This window comes from Verrucomicrobiales bacterium (genome assembly GCA_016793885.1).
Classification (GTDB): Bacteria; Verrucomicrobiota; Verrucomicrobiia; order Limisphaerales; family UBA11320; genus UBA11320.
In genome coordinates, this window is sequence record JAEUHE010000150.1 from 115,003 (window position 1) to 138,603 (window position 23,601).

The window sequence follows — 23,601 nt, forward strand, 5'->3', positions numbered from 1 at the left end:
GCTCTGAGAGCGGTTCGGCGCCCCGCTGATCCTGTTTGTTGGGCTAACCATGTTCCTTGCGATACTTGTGAAAACAAACGGGGATGACAAATCTATTGTGGGCGTGAAGTTGAGCGGGAATCAGGCTCTCCCGGCGGTGGCCTCCAGATCAGAGACCTCAAACTCCACCAACCGATCGAAGTACAAGGGTCTCGGGGATGCCCGGCCGATGAACTAACACCTGCACTCCGCTGGATCAATACTTGGTTTTCGCCCACTCCATGAGTTTTCCATCCTTGCCAAATCGGAGCCGTAAATATTCTCCGTGCGCAGGCAGAGGCACCCCTGTCCCGACGCCGACGCCCGAGTGACGTCCAAAGGAACCCACCCCTAGACCCAGGCTCATTCGAGCACCGCGCTTTAGGATCCATTCCGCCGAGGTTCCCGCATCGCTCTCGCTGACCAGAGCCGGCTTTCCGAGATCGTTCAAGGATTCCTCAAAGGTGTAGGTTCCGATCCGATCGTTCCAGGGGATCGTCGACGCGTTGATCTTCGGGGATCGGTTGGATGTGCAACCTGCCATCATGGCCACGAGACAAAACCAAATTATAATCTTCATGTCGCAGTTGAGTTATGGTGACCGAGTCGCCATCGGCTTCGATGGAATTGAGTTACAATCTGGCTGAGGGCCGGGTTCGCATTTTTCATTTCAAGCACACCGGGTGCCAAGGCACGCTGCTGACCGCTTGGTTATGCTCGGGATCGATGCCGGCGCCCGCTGTTCCAGCGGCGCAGTACGACAGCAAGCCCCTCCCGCTTCAAGCAGGCAGGGTGAGTTCGGGTATGCATTTTGCAAGGATGCATCCTCCTTCAGCCATGCAACGTGTGTGTATGCTTGCCGTACGTTGCGATCCATATATTTGGATTTCCTCATATTTTCGGAAAGTTGCCGAGATGGCGTCGTTCTAGCTCGCTGGTTTCTAAGCCTTTGATCACGGATGCGTCCTAAACACTCGAACGAACATCATGAAAAACGATACGCGGAAACAAACGGTTGGAAAAAATGGCAGCGCAACCAAACCCGATAGCGCAAAGCTGCGGACTTCCTCTTCTTCCGGCGGTGGGAGAAGCGGGGTGGGTGCGGTCGGGGGCGCAGCCGCCGGAGCTGTGCTCGGTGCCGTGGCCGGTCCCGTTGGCGCTGCTGTCGGGTTGGTGGCCGGAGCGGTGGCAGGTGCCCTCGCGGGAAAGCGTGTGGCTCGGGGAACCTCCGCTTCAGCCGCACGCGACCAGGCCAAGAGCATCTCCCCAGCCTCTTCCGGCACCGCAAAATCCTCCGCCTCGGATTCCGCTGCCATTGCCAAGGAGGATACGAAGAAAAAGAAAAGCACCGGGCCCGGCCTAAAACGCAATTCCCCCACAGGATTAGGCTCGGCGAATGGCGTCCGAAAGGCATCCCGGACCTCCCAACTCCCCTCCGCCCCTAAGCGTCAGGTCCTCCCGGCAGGAAAGGGCTATAAAAGTAGGTCTCGCCCGGTGGCGGGACGTTGAGGGAATCATTTGCGCTCGGCCGAGAGTTCGGGAGTCTAGGTAGGGGCCATGGCTCCGATCGACCATAGTTGGCAGCCGTCGGTCACTACGACAAGACCGTCGGCTGGTCGCTCGACCCTCGTGCCTCCTGTAAATTCTCCGAAGGCCGGCAGCAAGGTGAGGCGGGGCTGGAGTTGGAAACAGGGTAGCCGCACGGATTGACGTCCTTTTCCGCTCCATTGGAATACTGGATGGACATGGCCGGCAATCACGTGATGCGTTGCGTCCTCCGTCGGTGTATGTCGAAAGGCTAGGGGGCCCAGCCGCCAAGGTTCATCGACGACTTTGAATGCGAGTGCGCTGGGGGGATCGCCCGCCCTCCGATCATGATTGCCGCGGATGAGCGTGCAGGTCAGATGGGCGTGTTTACTCCTCCACGCGTGGAGTGTGGATAGCGTTAGCGAGGCATGCGATTCCGGCGCGTGCAGGAAATCTCCCAGCACCACAAGTTCGCTGCAAGGATACTTCGAGAGCAGGGTATCCAGGCGTGACAAGTTGTCTGCGGTGGTGCCGTGTGGCACCGGCTGGCCAAGTGACCGGTAGGCGGCTGCTTTTCCGAAATGTGGGTCGGCGATGCATAAGGCTCTTCGGTCCGGCCAATAGAGTGCTTTACCGGCCAACAGCAACAGGCGTTCGTCCCCAATCCTTACTTCGATCTCGGTTTTCAAAGGTGCGTTTTCATGAACGATTGATGATGCCCGGTGTGTTCAGGATCTTCCCTGATCGAGTGGTGCCCGGGGCGAGATACGGTCCGAGCACCCCTTTCCTTCGGGGCCGGCCGCTTTCTCGAGATCGGCGACCATGCGCGTGATGCGATCGGCCAATTTCTCAGTGGTCGAGCTTTCTCGAAACCGTTCCACCAGCAGGGGAAAGGCGAAGGGCGTTGGTCGCTGGAGGTGCTTCCAATTGAGCTGGCTCGTTCTGATTCGCGTCAACGTTTCCTCCAGTCGTTCCAGGTCCAGTTCCTGCCGAATCACTTCGCGCTGCGCCTGGGTAAGGAGGAGGTTGCCGGGATCATACTTGCGAAAAACATCATAGAACAAACTCGACGAAGCCTGGAGCTGTCGGGTGCTCTTCGGGACACCTGGATAGCCTGCAAAAATCAGTCCGGAAATCCGGGCGATCTCGCGAAAACGACGCTGGGCGAGTTCGCTGGCGTTCAAACTCGCCAGTGAATCTTCCAACAAATGATCGGTGCTGAATGCCTCCGCAGTGAGATGCCTTTCCCAGTCTAACTCGGAGGCGGAAAGCAGTTCGACGCCGTAATCGTTGACTGCGATGGAAAAGCTGGAGGGATGATGTCTGCCCACGCGCCAGGCCAGGAGGCTGGCCAACCCGAGGTGCACGTTGCGGCCGCCATGGGGATAGAGAAATAGATGCCAGCCTTCGCGGGTCGTCAATACTTCTGCCAGGATCTTGTCCTGGGTGGGTAGCGCAGACCAGCTCTGCTGGAGCTCCAGCAGAGGTCGTATCAGCTCCATCTCGGGTCCTTCAAATCGGCCGTTCGCCGCCGCGGCGATCCGCGTCACGATCGCCTGGGAAAGCTCGGTGGAGAGCGGCATGCGGCCTCCGTTCCAGCTCGGGACGGCCGGCTTCTTTCCAGAAGCCCGGCGGACATAGGCGGTCATCTCATGGACCCTCACCAGCTCCAACAGTTTTCCTCCAAAGAGCAAATGATCCCCGGGCTTTAGGCGAGCTATGAAACCTTCCTCGACCGAGCCAAGCGCTTTTCCGGCCCCCCGACTGCCCAGATATCGGAGGGTTATGCTGGTTTCGCTGACGATGGTGCCGATGCTCATTCGATGGCGACGTGCCAACTGCACATCGGGCACCCGCCAAACCCCATTCTCGTCGGGCATCGCCCGACGGTAATCCGGATAGGCATTTAGCGAGGTGCCTCCGTGTCGCACGAATGCCAGCGCCCACTGCCACTCCTCGGCGGTGAGATCGCGGTAGGCGTAGGCTGAGCCAATCTCCCAGACCAATTCTTCGGGCACAAAGCCCCCTCCCAGCGCCACCGTGACCAGGTGTTGCACCAAAACGTCCAGTGGCTTGTGGGGAGACTCCCGGGGTTCCACCGCACCGGCCACGATGGCGTCCTGCGCCGCGACCGACTCTATCAGCTCGAGGCTGTGGGTTGGCACCAGGGTCAATCGGGACACCTGGCCCGGGGCATGTCCGGATCGGCCGGCCCGCTGCATCAGGCGCGCCACTCCCTTGGGCGAGCCGATCTGGAACACGCGTTCCACCGGAAGGAAGTCTACACCCAAGTCCAGGGTGGACGTGCAAATCACGGCCTTGAGTTTTCCCGATTTGAGCCCGAGTTCCACCCACCTTCTAAGGTCGCGATCCAGTGAGCCGTGGTGGATGGCCAACAAGCCCGCCCAATCGGGACGGGCATCCAGCAGAGCTTTGTACCATATTTCGGATTGCGAGCGCGTGTTGGTGAAGATCAGGGAGGTCTGGGTGGATTCGAGTTCGGCGACGACTTGTGGCACCATGCGCATCCCCAGATGCCCTGCCCACGGGAACCGTTCCAAGGTGAGTGGCAGCAGAGTGTCTATCAACAGGTCTTTGTGAAGGCCGCCTTGAAACAGGCGACCACCTCCCTGAGGAACCAAGACCTCGAGGGCGTGGTGGAGATTGCCCAGGGTGGCTGACAGTCCCCAGGTCTGAAGTTCGGGATTCCAGCGTCGCAGGCGGGCCATGGCCAGTTGCAGCTGCGCTCCGCGTTTGTTTCCCAGCAGCTCATGCCATTCATCGACAATCACCATCCGTAAGTTGGAAAGCGATTCGCGAGCCTCCGGCCTGGACAGGAGCAGGCTGAGGCTTTCGGGCGTGGTGATGAGGACCGTGGGGAGCCTTCGGGATTGCTTGGCCCGTTGGCCGCTGGCGGTATCGGCGGTTCGTGCGCCCACGGTCCAGTGAAGATCGAGCTCTCGCAGCGGCTCATTCAAGGCTCGCTCGGTATCCGCCGCCAAGGCGCGCATGGGAGTGATCCACAGGATCGACAAAGGAGGTGCGGAGGCTGCCGGGCGGGCGCGAGATGAGGTTGGGGTCGGGGATGTTCCTCCGGACGGCCGCGTGTGAGGGGGGGAGGCAATCCAGCGGTTGAGGGCCCCCAGCCACACTGCGTGAGTTTTCCCCGAACCCGTGCTGGCATGGAGCAAGCCGGATTGTCCACCTGCGATCGCATCCCACACCGCCTGCTGAAAAGGGAAAGGCCGCCACCCGCGGCTCTTCAGCCAACGTTCGGCAATGGTGGACTTCAAACCCAGGCGCTGGTTCGACATCGTGCTTCCGCTGAGCTGATTATTCATCGGAAGCGGGACCAATGACCACTTTTTTTGGCGGGACTCGGGACTTCTTCCGGTTGGCGCGATGCGGTGCCGGTCGGCTCGTGCATTGCGCACATGGCCGGAATTTCGGCCGTGCAATGCGCAAGGCGAGACGCGCTCCCGATCTCGATAAGTCTTGGTTCTGTGCGGTTTAGCTCGATGGCGTGCGTTAAGCTAAGGAGATCTCATTATGATCGCGCTTATTCTGGAACCCATGCTCGCAGCTGCTGGCTATTCATTTCTTTACCTCCTGCTGGGCGGAGGACTGGGCGGAGCCATTCTCATCTTTATTGTGGCCAAGATGATTGGAAAATAGGCGAACTCCGTTACGCCTCTCTCGCTTTCATCATCCGTTCGTCCCGTATCTGTGAACTCCAAACCGTATCAACCAATACCAAATTCGACGCCGGAATGTGCGTCACTCAATCCCCCTATGAAACCCATAACCATTGCTTCGCTCGCCTCTGTCTTGGTCGTCTCGAGTCTACCACTCTCCGGGGCCCATATTTGGCAGGATCACCGCGAGTGGGCTTCAAGCGCGTTTTCGTACGACCGTAAATCAGGCCCGCTATATTCGGCCAACGAACTGTCCCTGGATTTGGGAGGTAGCTATACGGCTGGACAGCGCGGCGTGGAGAATCTTTTCGAGACCAGCATCAAGGGTCAACGCGGTCGCTGGGGCGGTGGTGTGGGGCTGAACTACTTCTTCACTCAACAGGTCGGGGTGGGGGTGGACGCGAACATGGCTGACAACGGAGGGAACTTGGTGGATGCGGTCGCCGCCAATCTCATTGTGCGCTTTCCCTTGGGTAACTCTGGCGTCGCCCCGTATTTGTTCGGTGGTGGCGGACGAACGACTGATCGGCAATGGGACTGGATGGGCCAGGCCGGTGTCGGCCTCGAGTTTAGGTTGAACCGCACGGTGGGTATCTACACCGACGGACGTTATCAATGGCCGGAGAACGTGGGCGACAGCCTCCTGTTACGTACCGGCCTCAGGATTAATTTTTGAACTGGAGTTGCGACGCACGCGGCTCCCTGGTCCTGATTGAGTTTCCTCTACTATTTCTTTTATGATTGTGACCGAACATCCTATTTCCTCGGCCGAGGAGCTAAGAGCTTCCGAACGGCATTTGTATCCGTTCCTGTGTTGGCGCGCCATTCTGGGCGGCACGGTGGCGGCGATTGGCATTCACTTGTTGTTGATTGCCCTGGGCCTCGGTGCGGGCCTCGCGACCTTCACGCCCATGACGGACGCCAACCCCGCGACCAACTTAAGCATCGGAAGCGCGATTATCTGGACCCTTTGCGCGTTGGTGGCTCTGGCGTTCGGCGGCTTTGTGGCGGGGCGTTTCTCCCGCTCCCGACATAGCGGCTTTGTTCATGGGGTGATGGTGTGGAGCCTGACCTTGATACTATCTATCCTTTTGGTCTCGATGGGCACCGGCATGGTGCTGGGAGGCGCCATGAAGGTATTGGGAGAAGGGTTGGGTATTGGTGCCAAGGCCGCCGCAGCAGGAGCCTCGGAGGTGGCGGCGGAAGGGGTTAAACGTACCGGTGAGCATCTCACAAGTTTCATCAGTGAGGCCGTCCCATCCGGAGCCACCAACGTAAATCCACAAAGCGCAATTCGCGCGCGTCGAGAAGTGGGCCTCGCTCTGACGCGCTTGTTCAATCCCGCGAACGAGGGCAGCTTTCAAGAGAATCGGGCAACCGCCGTTAAGGCGCTCCAGAGTTACGCGGGAATGAGCGAAGCCGACGCTGCTCGTTCCGTGGAGGAGTGGTCGGCCTCTTACAAGGCACTTCAAGATGATCTCGCCAAGGAAAAAGCCCGATTGGAAGAGAAGGCCCGGGAACTGGCTGATCGAGCGGCTAGTAACCTATCTCACGCTGCCATTTGGACATTCTTTGCCTTGTTGGCAGGGCTGCTCGTAACCGCCTTCTCTGGCAGTTGCGGGGCCAGTGGCGCCCTTCGGGCTATGGTAGTGACTCACTCCAGTTCTGCGCGATTGGAGAACCGTCCCTCAACCGCCACCACGGCTCCTTGAAACGACCGACGTTCTTCGTGAGTTGGTTTGCTTAAGTTAAGGCTCCGATTGGGTCTATCGACCGCAATCGGAGCCTTCGTGTTTCGATTAGGGCTTCAGCACCACTTTGACGCAGTCGTCCTTCTTGTTGCAGAATATATCGTAAGCATGAGCGGCTTCGGAAAGCGGGAGCCGGTGGGTAATGATGTCATCGAGGGTGATTCTTCCCTCTTCCACCCAGGTCATCAGTTCGTCGATGTGCTTGTGAGCAGGGGCTTGGCCGAAGAACAGACGCAATCCTTTGTCAAAGATTTGCCCGACGGGAAAATTGTCATAAGCCATCCCGTACACTCCCACCACGCTCACGACACCGCCTCGGCGCACCGCGCTCACCGCCAGTCTGAGTGCGTTGATCGTTCCGGCCTGTGCGTGGAGAACATTAGTCACCTTCTCTAGGGTGGATCTTTCCGCTTCAAGTCCGACCGCATCGATGCAAACGTCCGCTCCACGGCCGTCCGTCATGGAGCGGATCTTTTCCACGCAGTCACCGTCATGAATGTTGATGGTCTCCGCATGGGCAGACTTTCGCGCCATGGCTAGTCGATACTCTTGTCCATCGAGAGCGATGACCCGGCCCGCTCCTTTGAGCCAGGCGCATTTCTGCGCCATGAGTCCGACCGGTCCGGAACCGAAGACTGCCACCGTCTCGCCACCCTGAAGGCTAGCCCAGTCCACCGCGGAGTACCCCGTCGGAAAGATATCGGTCAAGAACAGCACTTGCTCATCCGTCAGTTCCGAGCGCACTCGCCGGGGACCAAAGTTAGCATAGGGCACGCGTACATACTCCGCTTGCCCGCCGTCATAACCTCCATACAGATCGGTGTAGCCGAACAGAGCTCCACCTTTGTCGGTCAAGAGCCCTCCCTCAGGACCATACTTGTCCGGGTTGGAATTCTCGCAATGCCCCGGTAGGTCGTGACCGCAGAAGAAACAACTGCCGCAGGCTATCGGAAAGGGAACCACGACTCGGTCGCCTTTCTTCAAATTGAGCACGGCGGAGCCAGTTTCCTCGATCAAGCCCATAAATTCGTGGCCCATGACCATGGGACGCTTCTGGGGCAGGAATCCGTTATAGATATGGAGATCCGAGCCGCAGATTGCGGTAGACGTGACACGGAGAATGATGTCGTCGGTTGCTTTGAGAACGGGGTCGGGAACATGCTCGAACCGCATGTCCTTGGGCTTGTGGAATACGATGGCCTTCATAGCGATTTATTGGGCGGATAGGCCGTTCGTCGTACTGCTGCCGATCGGCCTGCGGATGACATTGTCTGTGCCGTCTCACTTTCAATTCAGGGTTAAAATAAGACACGGCGTCAGAGCCGGAATCGTGCCCGCCCCAACTGCCTCGGCCAGCGTCCATGGGCTAGGAAGCCATGCGTTTCGCCGCGGCTGAATGCACTCCACTGTGCACATTGTGAGCTGCTCCGTCCCAGAGTGGCTCCAGCACGGCGGCACGAACTGTGCTGGAGGTTGCTGCCACGTGCGGCTGGGTTGGTGATCCCGTCCGCAAGCGGCGTCGCTGAGCGGGCGATGCTTGCAACCGTCAGGAGTCGACAAACTCCTTAGAGAGTAATCGCGTGGCTGTCCGGCGCTCTGTGACTTCATTGATCTGATTATGAAACGAAAACGATCTCCTCAGCGTGGCAAGATTCGTTATGCGGTGATTGGCCTGGGGGACATTACCCAGGGGGCCGTGCTGCCGGGCTTCCAGAATGCCGAGAAAAACTCCGAGCTGGTCGCTCTGGTCTCGGATGACCCCAAGAAGCTCCGCCATCTGGCCAAGCATTATCACGTGCCACACGCGTGCCACTACGATCAGCTGGACCGGCTGATGCAGAGCGGTAGCGTCGATGCCGTGTATATTGCGCTGCCCAACAGCTTACACCGCGAGTTCGCTATCCGGGCCGCTGAGGCGGGCGTTCATGTCCTCTGTGAGAAGCCGCTCGCGGTCACCGAATCCGACTGCCAGGACATGATCCGGGCGTGCAAAACGAACCGGGTAAAGCTCATGACCGCGTATCGTTTGCACTTTGAACGAACCAATCTGGAAGCTATCCGACTTCTTCAGGAAGGACGGATCGGCGAGCTTCGTATTTTCCAGTCCGTGTTCACCATGCAAGTGAAGGCAGGGAATGTCCGCCTCCAGAAAGCTCTCGGGGGCGGAACCCTTTACGACATCGGGATTTATTGTATCAACGCCGCGCGGTATCTCTTTAGGTCGGAGCCGACCGAAGTGATTGCGGTCACTGCCAAGAACGACGATCCACGGTTTCGGGAAGTGGATGAGATGACGACCGCCATCATGCAGTTTCCTCAGAATCGGTTGGCCAGCTTCACCACCAGCTTTGGAGCCGCTGACGCTGCCGAATATGTCGTCGTCGGAACCAAGGGGCTGCTGAGATTGAAGCACGGCTATGAGTATTCCCAACCTATGGAGATGGAACTTACGGTGGCGGATCGGACAAAGCGCCGCAGCTATGCTTTAAGCGACCAATTCGGGCCGGAGATTCTCTACTTTTCTGACTGCATTCTGAATGACCGGGAACCCGGGCCGTCTGGATTCGAGGGGTTAGCTGACGTGCGTATCATCCGATCTCTGTATGAATCCGCTCGCCACCGTCGACCGGTGAGGATTCGAAGTCGAGGGGGACTTCGAAGGCCCGATCTCGGTCAGAGTATCCGGCGGCCGCGCGTCAAGCATCCGGCCAAGGTTCGAGCCGAGTCACCCCACCGGTAGAAACGACCGCCCTGATCGCGCTATCCTGACGTCTTAGAACTACGACGTGGCAACCTTGCTCTCATGATGTTCGAGCGAAGGGGAAATTGAGCCGCAGGCCTAATTTAGGCTGGCTTCCTCCTTCGCTAAAGCTATGGAGGACGGCTGCCCATGTCCGTAGCATCAATGGATGTTCGTCGAAGCCCGTCTTCGGAGGACTACGACGTGGCAGCCTTCGCTCTCACGATGTTCGAGCGAATGGCAAATTGAGCCGCAGGCCTAATTTAGGCTGGCGTGCCAAGCCGTAGCACCAATGGATGTTCGTCGAAGCCCGTCTTCGTAGGACTACGACGTGGCAGCCTTGCTCTCATGATGTTCGAGCGAAGTTTCGTCTATGCCGTAGGCCTAGGTTTGGCTGGCTTGCCAAGCCGTAGCATCAAAGGATGTTCGTCGAAGCCCGTCTTCGCTGAAGCTACGACGTGGCAGCCTTGCTCTCACGATGTTCGAGCGAAGGCTGGTGCCAGTGGCGGGACTCGAACCCGCACGGCTGTTTAAGGCCCCGGGATTTTAAGTCCCGTGCGTCTGCCATTTCGCCACACTGGCGGTGTGCCACACGGCTTACGCCGTGTCGAATGAATCTGCTTTGGATTGGGGGCCCATGTCACGATCGAAAAATGGAGGCCAAACAAGTTGGGTAACGCCGGTTTTTCTCACTTTGTCGGCCGGGCCCGAACCCGCAGGGTTCAAAGAGATGTAGCCGGGGGTGCTCGCACCCCCGGAACCGTTAACAGTACGGAGCATCGCGCAGCGATGCCACCGGCTTCTGAGACTTGCGGCACCCGACTCAAGGAAACCAAGCAATTCATCAGTCCGTTCGCGGACGAGTGGCACACCTTTCAGGGTGCTGTTGAATAGGGAGCCGGCAGACCGGGGGTGTCGCTTCGCTCCACGCCCCGGCTAATTTCTTTGAACCCTGCGGGTTCTCGGCTTCGGCCTCAGGAACTCAGGCGAAGAAGTGAGGATCCCCTTCAGCGGGGAACAATCATACCCATCGCTTCCAGCCCATGACGTAGGGTTGCTTTGGGTAGCACGATGTTGTATTGCTCAAGACATCGGAGCGGTCGATGCAACGGTCGCCTCCCTTATGAAAGCTATCCTTTTGACCTTCAGTTGTGGCCTCGCAGCGTTGGTGGACGGGTTCGCGCAAGGTTCACTCACTTACCAAATTGGACAGCTCAACTTTCGCCCAGCCTATGTCTTTCAGCCGGATCCGCTCCATCCCACCGTGCCCAAGAGGGGAGGCGCACTTGAGGATTACGCCGGGTTTCAGAAGGTCGAGGGCATCGGCTACACCGCCGAGCTCTGGTATGCTCCCAAGGCTGACGCCGGTGAATCCTCGCTTCGGCCGATTGCTGGTTCGCAGGTGTACTTCAGAACAGGGGCTACCGCTGGGCTGATCGTCGGGAAGTCAAAGTTGGACATCGTGGGCACGTTCGGCGGCGATAGAGTCACTCTTCAGCTGCGCGTGTGGAACAATGAGGGACGAACTATCTCACAATGGGATTTGGCAACAGAGAGAGGGGCTTCGCTTCCTATAAATCACGTGCTTGCTGGGGTCGATCGGGACGGTTCCCCACAGCTCGGGGACAGTAGCCTCTTCCGCCAGTTGTCGCACTTCAGTTTGGCTATTGTGCCCGAGCCTTCGGCAATCCTGCTGGTCGGATTTGGAATCGCTGGGATGCTTAGGTTGTCGAGGCGGGGGGATTGATCGCGTGAATAGGAGAGCGATATGTACAGGTCGTGGCCATCAAGGATGGGGCGGGCTTTCAGCCCTCTTTATCAAGGTGCACCGTTTCCTGGGGCTCCACCCCAGGCTGGTATTGGACGCACCCTTGGTGCTGGAGTCCGGCGGGCCCTTCATTCTCCTTTTCAGAGTTAGCGACTCCATCCCTCCCTTAGGAGCTGAAGGCCTGAACCACGATTGCGTCGCCTTTGCCGCATGTCATTGTTCGTCGCTCCCGGCTGTGGCATGTTGGCTGCGGTGTTGAACACCGGCCTTCTTAACCAGCCTCTCATGAAAGGGCTCTCGAGCAAGACTCTGCCCTTTGCTCTCGAGGATCTCTTCAGGAGTCCCTTGAAAGTAATTTCGGTGGGGATGGTCTCCACGGGCTGGAGTTCAACTCGCGAACGGTGAGTATTCGGTGGTCGGATCTCCTGACCTCACTCGAAGTTTCCATCGCCTCCGGGGTCGGTAGTGGGGGGGGGAGAACGAAGGGGGCCAACTCCGTTGGGGGAACCAAAGCGGCAGGGGGCTGCACGCACTCCAAAAGCGGGGTTGGTCGCGTGAGGCTTGACGTGTGGCGATGCATTGCCGATAACGCGAGGCGAACTCCACGACGAGCTGGTTCGAACACCTATTCTCCAGTGGGTTCCGCTCACAAATTTTCCATGAAACCGATCGCGTATCACTCCAGTGGCTTGCCAACCTTCCCAGCCAGGACTGAATCATCCTCCGTCGAAGGTAGAACGCAGGATCGATCGGATTCGGAAGGTCTCGATCGCCGTGGCTTTCTTCGTGCCTCGGTTACCGCCAGCCTCGGGTCGCTTTTCGTAGCGGGAGGCGGGCCGACGCAACTCCAAGCCTTTGCCGCATCTGCTCCGGCGGGATCGGATCCCGCCGGAGCAGATATCGGATCCCTATTCCCGTTCGTGAACAGCCAGGCGATCCACGGGGAATTCCCACTCTCTTTTCTCAACTCGAGGTTTCGTTCGGTTCGGAAATGGAAGAAGACAGCGCGTGGCAAGCTGCTGGATCTGTTGCACTATTCTCCTCCTTCCTGTTCGCCTGCAGCCGAAACGACGGAGCGAATCGATTGTGGTGACTATTATCGAGAACGGGTGAAGTTCAACACGACTCCCGATGTTCGGGTCCCCGCTTTTGTGCTCGTTCCGAAGAATGTTCCTCTGCCTGCCCCGGCCATTGTCGCGCTCCACGATCACGGAGGGTTTTATCTCTGGGGAAAGGAGAAAATCGTGGCGCTGCCCGAGGAGAATCCAGCACTCCAGGACTTTCGTAAGGATTACTACGGCGGCAAGTCGATCGCGATCGAACTCGTTCGCCAGGGTTATATCGTGGTGGTGATCGACATGTTCTACTGGGGCGAACGACGCCTGATGCTCGATGGGGATCCAGCAGATTGGCGGGATCGACCCTCGACGCTATCGAAAGAGCGCATTCAGGCGTTCAATGCCCGGGCCGGACAGAACGAGCAACTGGTGGGGCGCACGATCTATTCTGCCGGGTTTACTTGGCCGGGGGTGATGTTCTGGGACGATATCCGGACCGTCGACTATCTCCTGTCCCGTCCCGATGTGGATCCGCGTCGAATTGGGTGCGTCGGATTATCGGTGGGAGGATTGCGGTCCTGCCATCTGGCGGCCTTGGATGATCGCATTCGCGCCGCGGTGGTGGTAGGGTGGATGGCTTCGTTTCCCTGGCAGCTCCACAAGCACATCCGCAACACGATTGGGTTCACCAAAGTCGTGCCGGGGCTTTATCAGCATTTGGACTATCCGGATGTGGCGTCGCTGGCGATGCCGACGCCGCTCCTGGTAATCAACGGTTCGAAGGATGCGCTCTTTCACCTGGATGGTGTGAAGGCCAGTTTCGCGAAGCTCAATGCTTGCTACACCAAGGCGGGTGCGGCGGACCACTGTCGAACACGACTCTACGACACGCCTCACGAGTTCAATGGCGAGATGCAGGCCGAGGCCTGGGAGTGGCTGCGTCGCTGGGTCTGAATCGTCAGGGAATCACATGGACGGTGTGCTGGATCTCCTGCGCGACGGGCGTGCCGTCGGCCGCCTGGAGGTTCCACTTAAGGAACTGCTGCATCACCGGCTTGAAGTCCGCGATGTCCACGGTCACCGTGCGGGCATCCCCCGACAGCTGCGCCTTGGTGATCGTGATGGTTTCCCGACCTTTCACCCAGTTGCCTTTGTCGTCTTTGGTCAGGGTGAACTCCGGCGATCCGTAGTGTTCGGCGCGTTCGTAGTTCCAGCGTTTTCCCGTCCAGTTCTGGAGATCCGCGACGCTCTCAGGGGAGAGCGGCTCCGTGAACGTGAGCTGCACGCCGCCGTTAACGACCTTCAATCCACGCACCGAATACACTTTCTTTCCGGTATAGCGCACCCGGTCAAATCCAGTAGGCCGTGCCGCGTTGCTCTGCCATTCGCTGAGGCCGGCGACATACAACTGTCCATCCTTCGGACCGAACTTGGCGCGCATGCACGAAGAGGTGAACTTCAGCGGGAAGCGCACCACGCCTCCTTGCATCAGACCGTTGGCGGTCTGCTCCTTGAGCACCAGGAAGATTCGAGACTTGCCATAGGATTCGTGCAGGAGTTCACCTTCGAAGGGGCCCCACTGCTTGCTCGTGACCCAGATCTGTCCGCCACCCGAATTGTCGTAATCGTTGTGGGAGAGCCAGGCGAGGGGAGGAACATAGGTATCAGCCAGGGCTTTGGGCGTGAGCCGATTGATCACCCCCAGGAATTGTCCAGGCTTACTGATCCAGTGGATCGGGGTGGACGGCACCCAGGTGCCCTCGTTATCGCTGGCGGTGAGCTGTCCGGAGGGACTAACTCCGATGCCGTTCGGGGCGCGCAGTCCGCTGGCCACGATCTCGAATCGCTTTCCGTCCTTGCTGACCTTGAAAAATCCACCCGAGTGGGAGCACACGGTTCCGTTGCCCGGCGTCCGAGCGTTATTGCCGAATCCGCCGCCCCCGCTGTTCACCGGATTGGCCTTCGCGAAATAGAAATTCCCTTCGCTGTCGGTTTGGAGATCGAACACGAACTCATGGAACCCTTCGGTGGACATGATCTCATTGTTGAAGTTCTCGTAGTAATCCGCTTCTCCATCGCCGTTGAGATCGTGGTAGCGCGTGATTTGGTCGCGTCCCGAGGTGTAGATCACGTCATTCACGATGGCCAGGCCCAAGGTCTCGTACTGTCCCGAAGCAAACCGTCTCCATTTCAGATTCTCGAGCTTCTCGTCGAGTCCATCCACGATCCAGACGTCTCCTTCGTGGGTGCACAAAGCGGCTCGCTTTCCATCCGCAAAGAGATCCATGCCTCCAAAGCGAACGCGACGGTTCCAGGGATTGGGGGTTGGGGCGGTGATCGAGTCGGTCGCGTAGGCGCCGTCGGGAGTGGCGCTGGTGTTCAGCGCTCCCTTAACGACGACGGGCTCGGGCCAGTGGGTCGGCCCGCCTTGAGAAACATCGAAAACGGCGGGCTTAGTTTGGGTCGCCAGGGCGGCGGACTTGGCCGCATTGTCCGGCGATCCACCCCAGATCACGACACTGAACACCGCGTCCTTCGTTCCTTTCGGGATCGTGAGCACCACCCGCGAGTTTGCCTCTTGAGCCAGTTTCACACCCGGAGGGGCCTGCACCAGTTGAGCGGTGAGGGCGTTGGTTCCCGCCACCAGCTGGATGCCGTTGCCGAAAGCGGTCGAAGTCGCGTTCTCCAGCACAGCGATGGAGGCTTTGAGGTCGTGGGCTGCGGTCTTGACTTGAAAACTGCGGATGAATCCCACCTGTCCGTCGGCCTGGATGCTGGAGGGCTGCTCCAAGATCGGGGTGTCGAGCACTGTATAGGCGAGCACCACGTTCATGCCCTGCACATGCATGCCATCCCAGCGACAATCCGAGGCGGGCAGGGGACCGAACGGCTCGGGGCGTGGGTCGACGAACTGTCCCTGGGCGTTAGCCCACCCGGGCTCAGGTCGGGTGCCGAACGCCTGTGTTCCGACGATTGAGGGGTGTTCGCCATGCGAGGCGTTGTACACCACCCCTTTGCCGGTGATGTAGCCGCCGGTCCAGCCTGCCGCCATGCGGAGGAGATCGGTATCCCAAAGCAGGTTGGCGTCCTTCCCCACCCGGATGGCGAATCCCTTCATGGCCACGTTGGTTCCGGGGCCCTTGGCCGTGATGCAGGCCCCTTGGAAGGGAAAGTCGTCTTGAAAGTAGTTAGGACCTTTGGAGGCCGGCTCTGCGGCCTGACTGGAGAAGGCCAGCAGTGCTAGAGCCATCGTGCCGACGGCGGCACCCAGAGTTTTCGACGACAGTAGTGTCATTGGTGGAGCCTACTTTGTTTTGGATTCCCGGGGAGTCAATGGAAATGCACCTTGGGCTGGTATCATCGGCCGGTTTTCGCCAGGTATCCGCAATCGCAATCATTCTTGTCATTGTTGCTACTCTCGTTCGGCTTGCGCTGAGATTTTCCTGAAAATTGACATTTTTGAAATCGATCATTAAGTTGGTTCAACACCGCTATTGGATTCACTCTTTGGAGTGGGATTTAACCCGTTCTCATGCGCCACCAAGCCAGCGATCAACCGAGACTTTCTTCCAACTCATCTACCGAAAATCTGTTATGAAAACGTTATGTTGCCTTTGCCTTCTAGCCTGGTCTGCCCTCGGGATGTCTGCCCAGGTCAACGGCTCGCTCTCGTACCAAAACACGGGCGGAACCGGCAAGGAGAAGTATGTCTTTTTGAATTTGATGGAGGTGTATCCAGGAGGTGCGACGCAAGAGCAGTATCTCGCCTGTTGTGAGAGGCTTGCTGGCGCTGATTACAGCGCTCAGCTGTGGTACTCGCCCCTCTCGGGCTCTGGGGGTGATAGCCTCAAGCCAGTGCCCGGATCCTTAACTACTTTTCGATCAGGAAACACAGCAGGATTAATTTTCGGGAAGGCCAAGCTGGAGATCCCTGATACCTTTGGCGGAGATACAGTGACCCTCCAGCTGAGAGCCTGGAAAAACGACGGCGGCGTCATCATTCAGTGGAAGGACGCCTTGGTGCGAGGGGCGTCCGAGCATTTTAAGCATGTGTTGGGCGGCATTACTCGTGACGGAACTCCTGTTCTCGGCACAGGGAATATGGCAGTCAACTTGCGAGCCTTCGCCATCATCCCCGTTCCAGAGCCCACGTACCTCAGCGCGGTGGCGGCTGCTGTCGTGTTCGGATGGGTCAGGTCGCGCCGTCGTCGGTGATCGGCGGCGCCCTGCTTTTTCCTGGGCTAACACATCCCTTTTGAAAGCTAAGCGGCTAAACCTGCAAATGCCTTTCGTCCGACCCAGAGGAGGTAGAGGGCGAGGGCGCTCAGGATCAAGATGGGCGGATCGAACAGCCCGGCTCCGTTCATGACGAAGGCATGAAAAGCCAAAATATTGACGATGATCGGGCCCAGGACCAAGAGGCCTAGGTTCCGGGTTTTAGGTATCGCCACCAGGATTCCCCCGATGACCTCCAATGCCTTGACGAAGGTGAGGTAGCCGGTGGGTGCGAAGGCGGTCATAAAGTGACCCGCTGGGGTGCCTTCGGGTGGCGGTGGCATGGGGACGAGCTTGAACAGCACGACGATGCCGGAGGCGACGAAGAGCAGCCCGAGCAACACTCCAGCGATAGTAGGTAGGTATTTCATTTAGACTTTGGCGTGAACGGGTTCGGAGTAAACCTCGCGCACCAGCGGGCATTCCGCGGCCACGGGGCGTACTTCGACTCGAATGCCGTAGGGAAGGCCCGGGCATTGTTGGGCGATCGCGACGGCTTCTTCGAGGGTATTCACCTTCAGAAGGAAATATCCGCCGATGGTTTCCTTGGATTCGGCGAAAGGGCCATCGGTCACCACGCGGCCATTCCTCTCGGCGACGATTCGACCGCCGGGTTCCAGGGGATTGCCGGCGACAGCCCGGCCGTCGTCCATCAGGCCTTTGAACCAAGCCATCCAGTGATCGGCGACCTGTTGCATCTCCTCCGGGGAAAGTCCTTTGTACCAGTCGTTGCTGCGAAAGATTAGCATGCAACCGTTCTTGGTGGGTTCGCTCATAAAAGTTTGCGTTGTGCGTTCGTTCGTTGCGCTTCGGTCTATTTGGCTTTGGGGTTCGGTTCCCACAGGGCGAAGGTATTCTCCTCCGTATCTTCACAAATCGCAAGGTAACCCATTCCTGGTACTGGGGTTTTGGGCAAGCAGACCCGGCCCCCGAGCTTCTTGACCTTCGCCATGTGTCGAGTCACAGAGGGGACACAGACATAGCTCGTGATCGGGTGTCCGGGGTACTTACGTGACATGAGGCCACCATCGGGGGAGGCATCGTCGCCCCCAGTATCGATATGCCAGTAGTCGGTCATCCCGGGGAACGGAGTGATCTTCCAGCCGAACAATTGCTCGTAGAACTTCTTGGCTCGCTCCGGTTTGTCGGCGGGGATTTCGAACCAGACGATGCTGGCGGCGGGTTTAGCGGCCTTCTTGGCGGGGCGTTTTGAGGGTTTGTCGCTCATGTTGGAGTGGGGCTGCGGTGTTTGGCGCTGTGGTTGATCCGATTCGGTCGTCACAGATCGACGAACCGAAGTCCTCGCTGAGGACATGAAACGGAAGAAAGCTGCCTGCCGCGGTTTCGTGGGGCGAGTTCAAACTTGGGGTGTGGTTTGAGGGGGGTGGGTGCTTCCGGGTGAACCTCGTCAGGAAAACATCACCAAGGTAGGGAGAGACTTGATCGAAGGTCGATCCGATTGAGGTTATAGTTCTGATGTCGTCAAGCCCATAAGGGCCCCATGCTCCCCTGCAACACAAGGGGTCAGCCCGATAAGGCCTTTCGTCCTCGACCCCCCATCAACGCTCTTCGCCGAGGCTCATCAAATTCGTTCGCACCTCGGGCATTCATGGGCTCGACAGAGTCTCTCCCTACCTGGGTGACGATTTCCTTACGGGCTTCACCCAATTGGAATCACACCCGTCTCCTGGATATGGCTTTATTAACCGTTTTCCTGAGAGTAAAACGGGTGAATTGACCAGGCTCCCGGACTATCGAGGACTCACCATGAAAACATTCTTCCTTTGCTTGGTGATGTTGAGTGCGATCAGGGCTGCTTCGACGCAGGGATCCCTGACTTATCAAGGGACTTTGGGGGTGGGCCGGGAGAACTACATCTACAAACCCGATCCGCTGGGACAGGCAGCGTCGTCAGTCGGTATGGCAACTTTAGTTTGGCCATTCCTGAGCCCTCCCTGCTTCCCGCGATGGCGGCGTGTTTGTTGGGCTTGGCGTGGGCTTCAGCGAGGGCCGAATCGAGAAGGCGGTGAGGCTAGGTTCCGACGGAGTGGCTGCTGGTGCGCCTATGTTGAGTGCGTGGGTTCGAGGGGATGGGTTGGCGTGAAGGAAAAGCGGTGTCGTGCCACCGCAGTCCATAGCTCCCGCGTCCCCGGACGCGGGAGCACCTACACCACCCTGGCTCCGGCGCCTCGCCGGCTGGCAATGTCGGCGTAGGCATCACGAAATTTCCTCGCCATGGTTGCGGGGGACAGCTGATCGCGCGACCGTGCGAGCACCACTTCGTCGATGAGCCCTTTCGACAAGGTAGGGTGAGCAAGAGCGTTTTCGATTGCTTGGCGACAAGCGGCCACATCGCCGGAAGGAAACAAGAACCCGTTCTCTCCGGGGATTACATAGTCCACGATCCCGCCAATCGCACTGGCGACCACCGGCAGTCCCGTGACCACCGCCTCCTTCACCGCATTGGGGCTGTTGTCTGCTCGGGTCGGGTAGATCATCAGGGCGGCACGACTCAGCTCGGTGGCGATCTCTGCGGAGGTCAGGTGGTTCTTGAACTCAATCCGGGACCAGAGCTCCGGGGAGGTCTGCTGTCGATAGATTTCCAACACCTCGGGCGGCGCTCCGCCGATGAGCACCACCCGGAATTTCAGCTGGCTGCAAAGTGGCTCCAACGCCTGGAGCAGAACGTCGGTTCCCTTCGCATGGCCAAGAGTGCTGATCGAGATAAGACGCAGCGGTGACAACTCAGGCTTGCGGGCCATCTGGTGGAAGCCCCAGGCGGGGGCGTGCTCAATATGCCGGAGCTGAAGGTGGGGGTAACGTTCTCCGAGGTATCCGATGGCGAAGCTGGACTCGGCCGAGACATCGGTGGCGCGCCGCAGACTGCCCGGTTCGAGCCGGGCGGCGAAGCGCTGGTAGGAATTGGCGACTCCGAGTTCCTTCATCCATCCCATGATCCCCTGCATGGTGACGAGAGCGGGGTAGCGCAGTCGCGCAGCGATCAACGCGGCGCCGTTCTCCGTGCCCCAGGCATGAACCAGGTCCGGTTGGATTCGACGCAAGGCGCGCGACACCGACCACGTGTCGAGCCAGAACAGGGACGGCGCACGGAACCCGCCGGGAACCTTCAGGCAGTGGAAGGTGGTGTTGCCCTGTTGGAAGGAAAGCGTCCGGGGAAACTGCTTGCGGAGCACCAGCACGTGCAGCTCCAGAGTGGGATCCTTCTGCAGTTCGGCGATCAGCACCCGCTGCCAGGTGGCGGGATGCATTCGGGGCAACGACTGCAACTCGGGCGGGAGCCCATCGAGCCACTCGATGGGAAAATAACTGAACCACGCGACCTTCAGCGGCGATGTTCTGGAGGGGGCTTCCATCCGTGAATGAACCGTGGGTTGGATTGGATCTGGATTCTGTTCGTCGCTTTCAGCGCTTCACGCGGAATAGTCCGAGCACCGAGATTCCGTGGAAGGGAAAGAGTTTTCGGAACAGGCCGGTCTCCAGCTTGATCGCGAGATCGTTTCCGCCGATCTTGACCGCTAGTTCGCTGACTCCGGGGAGGATGGTGGCATCGAAGCCCCATTCCACTAGCTCGAGTCCGCAGAAGCGCTGCGCCAGATTTAGAAAGTGCCAGTGGTCCCACGCCTGCATATGTCCCTCGTTCACCCAGGCCAGGTCGATCTTGCGTGTGCCGATCCAGCGTAGTTGCCGCAGGTTGGGCACGGCGAGCAGCACGTGCTCCTTCGCGATCGATGCGATATCGTTCAGGGTTTGAACCGGGCAGGGGACATGCTCGAGGACGTGGAAGCAGGTGACCAGGTCAAAGCTCTTCTTTCCGAACTGTTCCACCGCTCTTTCGGGCTGGAGCAGCACTGACTTTCCAAAGCTCGACGCCAGGCGCACGCACTCCGGATCGGTATCGGTGCCGGTGACGCTGAATCCGGAGTGTTTAAAGATGTCGAGCGTTTCTCCCCGGCCGCAGCCGTAATCGAGCACCGTTCGGCCCGCGGGCGAGACGTGACGGAGCAGGAGTTCCAGGGCGATGCGTTTCCAATGATTCTCATACCAGTGAAACCGGTTCGAGGGATCGATGTGGTAAGGAACATGGGCTGGAGATTGGGTTTCGGAAAACCCTGACGCGCCCGCTGGACTGGTTTGAGAAACACCCATGCAATGCTCGATTCTGCCTCTGAATGTCGATCGATTTGAATCCTCTGTAAAGCGATTAATTCCTGATCCTTAGCGAAGAAGGATTGAACTCGGGCGGCGGCGGGGTGTCGAACTGCGTTGCGGGATCAGTCGCGAAATCCTGTCCCAGAACAGGACAGCTGACACCCAGCCTTGACCGCCTGGCGGTTGCTCTCCCAGGATTGTTCGTGCCGAACCGACTAAAGAGTTGAAACTTTAACTTTGACCGCCACCCCCACCAATCCTCGCTTTCACCGTCTGCTGCATTCTCCGGTTCTGTGGTCCTGGGCCTTCCAAGGACTGCGGGTGGCCTCCGGCCTCATCTTGCTCCCGTTGGTCCTCCGGCCCGAGATCATGGGGGGAAACGATCTGGGGATGTATTGGGTGTTCATGGAGCTGAGCAGCCTGGTGATTCTCTTTGATTTTGGCTTCTCCCCCTCGGTGGGACGGAATGTTTCCTATGCGATGGCCGGAGCGACGCATCTCAAGGCGGAGGGATTGGTGGAGACGCCGGCCGGCGGGCAGCCCAATCGGGCCTTGCTGTGGCAGCTGCTCCATTCAACGCAGCGTTTATTCTTAGTCCTCTCCTTGGCCGCTCTGGTCGTGATTGGGATTGTAGGCTCTCTGACCGTGGCGTCACGGGTGCAGGAGACTTCGCATCCCGAGTTGACCTGGACCGCCTGGGGGCTGGTTCTCGGAGCCTCGGTTTTGGAGATCTATGCCGGATGGTGGAACACCTACCTGCGCGGCTTGAATCAGGTCCTGCCGAGCGCTCGGATCGCAGCGATCGCCTACGCCTTGCGACTCGTGCTGGCGTCCGGGTTCTTGATCGCGGGTTGGGGATTGATGGCGCTTCCGGTGGCGGGACTCATCTCAAGCACCGTGCATCGGAGCTTCTCCAAACGTCGATGCCTCGCCTTTCTGGGAGTGCCCCCGTCCACGGTGCCGTCGGAGTCGCTGCTCGCCGTACTTTGGCCGAACAGCTGGCGTACGGGGCTGCAGTTTTTGAGTGTCTACCTGGCCACCCGCGCCAATACCCTGATTTGTTCCCATTACCTCGGATTGAATGTCACGTCCAGCTATGGGCTCACGGCCCAGGTGACTCAATTAATCTCGAGCATGGCCCTGGTCTGGTGTTCGGTTAAGTGGCCCTTGGTGGGGCAGCTGGGGAAGCTGCAGAATACCGAGGCCTTGCGCCAGCTCCTCTGGCCTCGGCTCTGGATGCAAACCCTCACCTTCCTCGTTCTTGCGCTGGCGGCTGTCCCGATCGGGCCGCTCGCCCTCGAATTCCTCCGGTCGGAGCGCCAACTGCTGCCGACCGGTATGTTCGTGGGCATGCTCGCCTACGGATTTTTCGAAACCCAGTTTGTGTTTTGGACCACCCTGCTTTCCCTGGTTCGCAACCGTATCCCCTCCCTCTGGCCGACGGTCATCACCAATGTGACCACCATTCTGGTAGTCTTCCTGATGTTCCGCCGACTGGGCGTCGCTCCCTCCGACCCGAACGGTGTTTCAGAATGGCTGCGTCAGGGGTTGAGCATTTTGACCTTCACACCGTTGGCGGTGGCGGCGCTGTTTAACTTCTGGTTTTGGCCCATTCTGGGAGCGCGCGAGTTGCGCACCCGGTGGCTTCGGTTCATGGTCACCGGCAAGTAGCCCGGCCGCCATCTCGCCAGGCCCGCGGAGTCAGCCTCGGGCTTGGAGATGTCCGAGTCCGCCATCGATGCCGATCACTTGGCCGGTAACCCAGCTCTGTTCACGGTCGAGCAGCCACTGAATGGCCGAGGCGACTTCAGACCCTTCTCCAATCCTGCCCAGGGGATGTAGGGCCGCGGAGGCTTTGGCGACGGACTCGTGTTGTGTGAAGGTCCGGGTGAGGTTGGTGCGGGTGAGTCCCGGAGCGACGCAGTTCACGCGAATCCCAAACCGGGCATAGCTCGCTGCGCTGGCGAGTGCCAATCCCTCGACACCCGCCTTGGCTGCTGCGATGGCCTCATGGTTGATTAGCCCGCGCTGGGCGGCAACGGAGGAACAGAGGACGATGCTTCCTCCCTCGGATTGTTTCATCATGACTCGAGCCGAAGCCCGCAGGAGATAAAATGCGGTCAGGAGGTTGATGGTGATTGTATCGGTGAACTCTTGATCGCTGACGAGATGGGCGGGCTTCAGGAGGATGGATCCAACGCAGTTCACGGCGCCATCGAGTCGGCCGAATTCATCGGTTACGGATTGGACCAAACTGTCGACCTCAGCGCTGTTCCGGGCATCCACGGTCCGTGTGATGGCTCCCGAATCCGCAGCAGCTAATTGCAGCCGACCTTCGTCGCGAGCGGCGATGATGACCTGCCAACCGCTGCGCACCAACCGGGCCGCCAAAGCCGATCCGATTCCACCCGAACCTCCGACCACCAATCCAACCGGATTTTCGTTCCTGCTCATATAGGTTTGTTGCTCCCTTGCACAGGGGTTGGTGCAGAAGCTAGCGCGATTCGGGGGCAGCGCTAGTGTAGTGTCCTCGAAATCCCTGGGAGTAAGCCCCCGACGAATAGGACACAAAACCACCAGGCCCTCCCAAAGATGTCCC

General features: G+C 59.0%; 19 protein-coding genes and 1 tRNA gene. 8 read left to right on the forward strand and 12 right to left on the reverse strand.

Annotation, left to right across the window (positions count from 1 at the left end):
• Positions 1-235: 235 nt before the first annotated feature.
• Positions 236-598 (reverse strand): hypothetical protein, encoded by a 363-nt coding sequence (locus JNN07_17290; protein ID MBL9169499.1) that lies wholly within the window; start codon positions 596-598, stop codon positions 236-238.
• Between the two features lie 407 nt (positions 599-1,005).
• Between JNN07_17290 and JNN07_17295 the strand changes: the two genes are divergently transcribed.
• Positions 1,006-1,527 carry a hypothetical protein gene (locus JNN07_17295; protein ID MBL9169500.1) on the forward strand — a complete coding sequence of 174 codons (522 nt, stop codon included), beginning with the start codon at positions 1,006-1,008 and terminating at the stop codon, positions 1,525-1,527.
• Positions 1,528-1,562: 35 nt separating this feature from the next.
• Here the strand turns inward: JNN07_17295 and pdeM are convergent, their stop codons facing one another.
• Both pdeM and JNN07_17305 read right to left on the reverse strand, forming a co-directional pair.
• Complete coding sequence (gene pdeM / locus JNN07_17300; GenBank protein MBL9169501.1) at positions 1,563-2,234, reverse strand: ligase-associated DNA damage response endonuclease PdeM; 672 nt, start codon at positions 2,232-2,234, stop codon at positions 1,563-1,565.
• 39 nt (positions 2,235-2,273) lie between these two features.
• Positions 2,274-4,886, reverse strand: a complete 2,613-nt coding sequence (locus tag JNN07_17305; GenBank protein MBL9169502.1) for a ligase-associated DNA damage response DEXH box helicase — start codon at positions 4,884-4,886, stop codon at positions 2,274-2,276.
• 451 nt (positions 4,887-5,337) lie between these two features.
• On the opposite strand from JNN07_17305, the gene JNN07_17310 reads away from it, so the two are divergent.
• Both JNN07_17310 and JNN07_17315 read left to right on the forward strand, forming a co-directional pair.
• The gene (locus JNN07_17310) at positions 5,338-5,916 is read left to right on the forward strand and encodes a hypothetical protein (protein MBL9169503.1); all 579 of its coding nucleotides are present in this window, start codon (positions 5,338-5,340) and stop codon (positions 5,914-5,916) included.
• Positions 5,917-5,977: 61 nt separating this feature from the next.
• Entirely contained in the window at positions 5,978-6,952 is a 975-nt protein-coding gene (locus JNN07_17315) for a hypothetical protein (protein ID MBL9169504.1), read from the forward strand.
• A gap of 87 nt (positions 6,953-7,039) precedes the next feature.
• Here the strand turns inward: JNN07_17315 and JNN07_17320 are convergent, their stop codons facing one another.
• Entirely contained in the window at positions 7,040-8,197 is a 1,158-nt protein-coding gene (locus JNN07_17320) for a glutathione-dependent formaldehyde dehydrogenase (protein MBL9169505.1), read from the reverse strand.
• Between the two features lie 412 nt (positions 8,198-8,609).
• Between JNN07_17320 and JNN07_17325 the strand changes: the two genes are divergently transcribed.
• Complete coding sequence (locus JNN07_17325) at positions 8,610-9,731, forward strand: Gfo/Idh/MocA family oxidoreductase (GenBank protein MBL9169506.1); 1,122 nt, start codon at positions 8,610-8,612, stop codon at positions 9,729-9,731.
• 494 nt (positions 9,732-10,225) lie between these two features.
• Here the strand turns inward: JNN07_17325 and JNN07_17330 are convergent.
• Positions 10,226-10,313, reverse strand: a tRNA-Leu gene (locus JNN07_17330).
• 541 nt (positions 10,314-10,854) lie between these two features.
• Here JNN07_17330 and JNN07_17335 point away from each other — a divergent pair.
• Together JNN07_17335 and JNN07_17340 are read left to right on the forward strand one after the other, a co-directional pair.
• The gene (locus JNN07_17335; GenBank protein MBL9169507.1) at positions 10,855-11,478 is read left to right on the forward strand and encodes a PEP-CTERM sorting domain-containing protein; all 624 of its coding nucleotides are present in this window, start codon (positions 10,855-10,857) and stop codon (positions 11,476-11,478) included.
• 680 nt (positions 11,479-12,158) lie between these two features.
• Complete coding sequence (locus JNN07_17340; protein ID MBL9169508.1) at positions 12,159-13,511, forward strand: dienelactone hydrolase family protein; 1,353 nt, start codon at positions 12,159-12,161, stop codon at positions 13,509-13,511.
• Positions 13,512-13,515: 4 nt separating this feature from the next.
• On the opposite strand, the gene JNN07_17345 is transcribed toward JNN07_17340, so the two are convergent.
• Complete coding sequence (locus JNN07_17345) at positions 13,516-15,852, reverse strand: hypothetical protein (protein MBL9169509.1); 2,337 nt, start codon at positions 15,850-15,852, stop codon at positions 13,516-13,518.
• 299 nt (positions 15,853-16,151) lie between these two features.
• Between JNN07_17345 and JNN07_17350 the strand changes: the two genes are divergently transcribed.
• The gene (locus JNN07_17350) at positions 16,152-16,772 is read left to right on the forward strand and encodes a hypothetical protein (GenBank protein MBL9169510.1); all 621 of its coding nucleotides are present in this window, start codon (positions 16,152-16,154) and stop codon (positions 16,770-16,772) included.
• A gap of 47 nt (positions 16,773-16,819) precedes the next feature.
• Here JNN07_17350 and JNN07_17355 read toward each other — a convergent pair whose 3' ends face one another.
• The 5 genes from JNN07_17355 to JNN07_17375 all read right to left on the reverse strand — a co-directional run bounded on the left by JNN07_17355 (position 16,820) and on the right by JNN07_17375 (position 20,999).
• On the reverse strand, positions 16,820-17,203 hold the full coding sequence (locus JNN07_17355) for a hypothetical protein (GenBank protein ID MBL9169511.1): 384 nt from the start codon (positions 17,201-17,203) through the stop codon (positions 16,820-16,822).
• Positions 17,204-17,608, reverse strand: coding sequence for a hypothetical protein (locus JNN07_17360; protein ID MBL9169512.1), 405 nt, complete (start codon positions 17,606-17,608; stop codon positions 17,204-17,206).
• Positions 17,609-17,646: 38 nt separating this feature from the next.
• Complete coding sequence (locus JNN07_17365) at positions 17,647-18,060, reverse strand: VOC family protein (protein MBL9169513.1); 414 nt, start codon at positions 18,058-18,060, stop codon at positions 17,647-17,649.
• Positions 18,061-18,997: 937 nt separating this feature from the next.
• On the reverse strand, positions 18,998-20,206 hold the full coding sequence (locus tag JNN07_17370; GenBank protein ID MBL9169514.1) for a glycosyltransferase family 4 protein: 1,209 nt from the start codon (positions 20,204-20,206) through the stop codon (positions 18,998-19,000).
• Between the two features lie 49 nt (positions 20,207-20,255).
• Entirely contained in the window at positions 20,256-20,999 is a 744-nt protein-coding gene (locus JNN07_17375; GenBank protein MBL9169515.1) for a class I SAM-dependent methyltransferase, read from the reverse strand.
• Between the two features lie 240 nt (positions 21,000-21,239).
• On the opposite strand from JNN07_17375, the gene JNN07_17380 reads away from it, so the two are divergent.
• Positions 21,240-22,673, forward strand: a complete 1,434-nt coding sequence (locus tag JNN07_17380; GenBank protein MBL9169516.1) for a hypothetical protein — start codon at positions 21,240-21,242, stop codon at positions 22,671-22,673.
• A gap of 30 nt (positions 22,674-22,703) precedes the next feature.
• On the opposite strand, the gene JNN07_17385 is transcribed toward JNN07_17380, so the two are convergent.
• Complete coding sequence (locus tag JNN07_17385; protein MBL9169517.1) at positions 22,704-23,456, reverse strand: SDR family oxidoreductase; 753 nt, start codon at positions 23,454-23,456, stop codon at positions 22,704-22,706.
• Between the last annotated feature and the right edge of the window lie 145 nt (positions 23,457-23,601).